General features: G+C 72.1%; 4 protein-coding genes. 3 read left to right on the plus strand and 1 reads right to left on the minus strand.

All coding sequences use genetic code 11. The features are described 5' to 3' along the window. Positions 1 to 249 precede the first annotated feature (249 nt). The gene (locus tag FV222_RS19340; RefSeq protein ID WP_147751495.1) at positions 250 to 465 is read right to left on the minus strand and encodes a hypothetical protein; all 216 of its coding nucleotides are present in this window, start codon (positions 463 to 465) and stop codon (positions 250 to 252) included. Positions 466 to 906: 441 nt separating this feature from the next. Here FV222_RS19340 and FV222_RS19345 point away from each other — a divergent pair, with 441 nt between their 5' ends. The 3 genes from FV222_RS19345 to FV222_RS19355 form a co-directional block, all read left to right on the plus strand. Then, the gene (locus FV222_RS19345) at positions 907 to 1,788 is read left to right on the plus strand and encodes a putative selenate ABC transporter substrate-binding protein (RefSeq protein WP_147763359.1); all 882 of its coding nucleotides are present in this window, start codon (positions 907 to 909) and stop codon (positions 1,786 to 1,788) included. 8 nt (positions 1,789 to 1,796) lie between these two features. Further along, positions 1,797 to 2,465 carry an ATP-binding cassette domain-containing protein gene (locus tag FV222_RS19350; protein WP_147815418.1) on the plus strand — a complete coding sequence of 223 codons (669 nt, stop codon included), beginning with the start codon at positions 1,797 to 1,799 and terminating at the stop codon, positions 2,463 to 2,465. Beyond that, the coding region (locus FV222_RS19355; RefSeq protein WP_147815419.1) for an ABC transporter permease at positions 2,462 to 3,991 on the plus strand (1,530 nt) is incomplete at its 3' end. The genes FV222_RS19350 and FV222_RS19355, both read left to right, overlap by 4 nt.

The following is a 3,991-nucleotide window of genomic DNA, read 5'->3' on the forward strand; positions in this document are numbered from 1 at the left end:
CTCGCCGCCCGCGAGGACCTGCCGGCGGGCCGGGTGACGAGCCGGGGGCGGATCGAATGGCTGCTCGATGAGGCGGCCGCCGCCTGATACGGCCTCCGCTCGATCGAAGTGGAGGCCGTATCAGGCAAGCCCGCGCGGCGCATCCCGCGCTGCGCATGAGCGGAGCCCACATCCGCCATCCCGAAGGGATCGACCGGATTTGGTATGACGCCGCCGGAGCCGTCATCGAATCCGGCGGCGGCGATCTGGTCAGCGATGGCGGCGGTGATGACGGTGACGGCGCATCATGTGCGGGCGCGCCATCATGCTGCCGCGGCGGGCCATCCGATGCTGGCCGGCGAAGGTGCTGTTGCCGGTCGCCGCGGCGTTGCGGGAGAGGCCGTCGCCGGGGGCCGCCTGGCTCGGCATGTTCGTGCCGGCGAGCAGGCCGATGGCCAGGGTCGCGCCGAGGAGGATCTTCTTCATGGTGATTTTTTCGTCCGTGATCGTTCGTTGCCCTGCTCGAACGGCGTTCGGAGGGCCGGGTTCCCGTTGATCGTACCATCCTGCCGTCCGTGCCTGCCGTCCGTGCCTGCCGTCCGTGTCTCCCGCCCGTGTCTCCCGCCGCGGTCGAAGGCGTGGCCTTCGACCCTGCGGGGCCAGGCGTCGGGCCGGGCGGGTCGGCACGGCGGAGGACGACCGGTGCGGCGCCGCCACCGCATCCACGGCGTGACCGGCCCATGCTCTAACCGCCTGCGTGGCCGCTTTTTCTGCACGCGAGCCGGTATCCACCGCGCTCGAAAATGCTCTAGGGCAGGATACCGATGAGGGCAGGATACCGATGCGGGCAGGACACCGATGCGGGCCGGTCACCGATGCGGATGGCGGCCCAGGGCCGAGGCGGTCGACGGGGAGCGGGGACGAAGCATGCGCGACGGATTTCGGACGCTGATCCTGGCGGTGCTCGCCGCCCTGCCCGCGGCGGGGCCGGCCTCGGCGCAAGCCGCCAAGCCCGCCTTCGTGTTCACCGGCATCCCGGACCAGGACGAGAGCCGCCTGGTCGAGCGCTTCGGCAAGGTCGCGCGCTACCTCGAAGCCAAGCTCGGCGTACCGGTGACGTACATCCCGGTGAAGAACTATCCGGCCGCCGTCACCGCCTTCACCAACGGGCAGGTGCAGCTCGCCTGGTTCGGCGGCTTCACCGGCGTGCAGGCGCGCAAGGCGGTGCCGGGCTCCCAGGCGATCGCGCAAGGCGCGGAGGACGCCGCCTTCAAGACCTACCTGATCGCCAACGTGAAGACCGGGCTCCAGCCGTCGAAGGACTTCCCGAAGGACATCGCCGGCAAGAGCTTCACCTTCGGCTCGCGCGCCTCGACCTCGGGCCGCCTGATGCCGGAATACTTCATCCGGCAGGCCTTTCCGGGCAAGACCCCCGAGCAGGTCTTCCCGACGGTGGGCTTCTCGGGCGACCACAGCCGGACGATCCAGCTCGTCCAGTCGGGCGCCTTCGCCGTCGGCGCGGTCGACTATTCGGTCTGGGACCTCGACGCCAAGGCCGGCAAGGTCGACCCCAAGGCGGTCACGGTGATCTGGGAGAGCCCGACCTTCCCCGACTACCAGTGGACGGTGCGCGGCGACGTGGACGCGATCTACGGCGACGGCTTCACCGCGAAGCTGAAGGCGGCGCTCGTCGGCATCGCCGATCCGGCGATCCTGGAGCCGTTCGGCCGCTCGAAATTCATCCCCGTCGACAACGCCGCCTACGCGCCGCTGATCGCGGTGGGGCAGTCCACCGGCCTGCTCGACTGACCGACACGATGGCAGACCCTGCGATCCGGCTCGTGGATGCGGGCGCCGCCTACGACGGGCGCCCGGTGCTCGCCGGCATCGACCTGACGATTTATCCGGGCGAGCGGGTCGCGCTGCTGGGGCGCTCGGGGGCGGGCAAGTCGACGCTGATCGGCCTGATCCAGGCGCAGAGCCCGGAGCGGGTCGCGCTGGTGCCGCAGGCGGCGGCCCTCGTGCGGACCCTGTCGGTGTTCCACAACGTCTACATGGGCCGCCTCGACTGCCGCTCGACCCTGCACAACCTGCGCACCCTGGTTCGCCCGGCCGCCGCCGACCTCGCCGAAGTCCGCGCGGTGCTGGCCCGGGTCGGCCTGGCCGAGAAGATCCGCGAGAAGGCGGGCGCGCTGTCGGGCGGGCAGCAGCAGCGGGTCTCGGTCGCCCGCGCGCTCTACAACGGCCGGCCGATCCTGGTCGGCGACGAGCCGGTCTCGGCGCTGGACCGGATGCAGGGCGCAGCCGTGCTCGCCGAGATGGCCCGCGGCCACGAGACCCTGGTGGTGGCCCTCCACGACGTGGCGCTCGCGCTCGCCCACACCGACCGGATCGTGGTGCTGGAGGCCGGCCGCATCGTCCTCGACGCGCCCGCCCGCAGCCTCGACGCGGCGGCGCTGAGCCCGTTCTACCAGGCGGCGGCGTGATCGGGCTTCAACGCCCTGGCTACGCCGCGACCAGCCTGTGGTTCGCGGGGGCCGCGCTCGCCGCCTTGTCCCTGGCCGACCTCCACGTCACCAGCCTGAACCCCTGGGCCGACCTCCAGCGGCTGCTCGCCGGCCTGTTGCGGCCCGACCTGCTCTCGGTGGAGGGCTGGAGCGTCGTCTACACGGTCGCCTTCGCGGTGCTCGGCGTGACGTTGGGCGCCGGCGCCGGCTTCCTGCTGGCGATTCCCTTTGCGCGGTTCCGCGCGGTCCGCCTCCTCTGCGCCGGCCTGCGCGCGGTGCACGAGCTGTTCTGGGCCCTGCTGCTGATGCAGGTGTTCGGGCTTTCGGCCACCACCGGGATCCTGGCCATCGCCCTGCCCTATGCCGGCATCTGCGCGAAGGTCTACTCGGAGATCATCGAGGAGGCCGACCTGTCGGCGCTCCGGGTGCTGCCCGCGGGCACCGGCGCCGTCTCGGCCTTCCTCTACGCCCGCCTGCCGGAGGTCGCGGGTGCCTTCCGGCACTACACCCTCTACCGCTTCGAATGCGCCATGCGCTCGACCCTGGTGCTCGGCTTCATCGGCCTGCCGACCATGGGGTTCTACCTCGAATCCGCCTTCCGCCAGGGGCGCTACGCCGAGGCCGGCGCCCTGCTGCTGGTGTTCTACGCGCTGATCGGCTCGCGCCGGCTCTGGGTGCGGGCGAACACGGTGCCGGTGCTGATCGCGGCGAGCGCGCTGGCGCTGCCGGCCACCGTCGGCACCACCAACGTCGGCGCCAGCCTCGTCCGCTTCCTCACCCACGACGTCGTCCCCGCCCCCTTGCGCAACGCGAGCCTCCTCGACCCCGCCACCCTGCCCCGGCTCTGGGCCTGGTTCTCGCCGATCCTGACCGGCCAGATCCTCCCCGGCGCGGTGCAGACGCTGGTGCTGGCGCAGATCGCGCTGGTCGCGACCGCGCTCGGCGCCCTCGTCCTGTTCCCGCTGGTGTCGCGGCGCTTTTCCGGCCGGTTCGGTGCGCCCGCGGGGCGGGTGCTCCTCGTGGTCTTGCGCTCGACGCCGGAATACATGCTCGCCTACGTGCTGCTGCAGACCCTCGGCCCCTCGATGCTGCCGGCGATCCTGGCGCTGACGATCCACAACGCCGGCATCGTCGGCTACCTGATGGGGCGCCACGCCGACGCCCTGCCCTACCGCGCCGACGCGCCGACGGGCCTGAACCTCTACGCCTACGAGACCGTGCCGCGGCTCTACGGGCAGTTCCTCGCCTACCTGCTCTACCGCTGGGAGCTGATCCTGCGCGAGAGCGCGATCTTCGGCATCCTGGGCGTCGCGACGCTGGGCTTCCACGTCGACGCCGCGATCTCGGAGTTGCGCCTCGACGTCGCCGCGGTGCTGATCGCGGCCACCGCCGCGCTGACGATCGCCGTCGATGCCGGCTCGCGGGCCCTGCGCAAGGCCCTGCGCCTCGACACCCTGCCGACGCGCCTCGCCGACCCGGGGAAGGCGCCCGCCCCCGTCTTGCCC

Origin of the sequence: Methylobacterium sp. WL103 (assembly GCF_008039885.1) — a bacterium.
Classification (GTDB): Bacteria; Pseudomonadota; Alphaproteobacteria; order Rhizobiales; family Beijerinckiaceae; genus Methylobacterium; species Methylobacterium cerastii.

Bases quoted from the DNA above. Each gene is read 5' to 3' on its own strand.
- FV222_RS19345 (WP_147763359.1), top strand. From the start codon at position 907: ATGCGCGACGGATTTCGGACGCTGATCCTGGCGGTGCTCGCCGCCCTG.
- FV222_RS19340 (WP_147751495.1), bottom strand. From the start codon at position 465: ATGAAGAAGATCCTCCTCGGCGCGACCCTGGCCATCGGCCTGCTCGCC.
- FV222_RS19350 (WP_147815418.1), top strand. From the start codon at position 1,797: ATGGCAGACCCTGCGATCCGGCTCGTGGATGCGGGCGCCGCCTACGAC.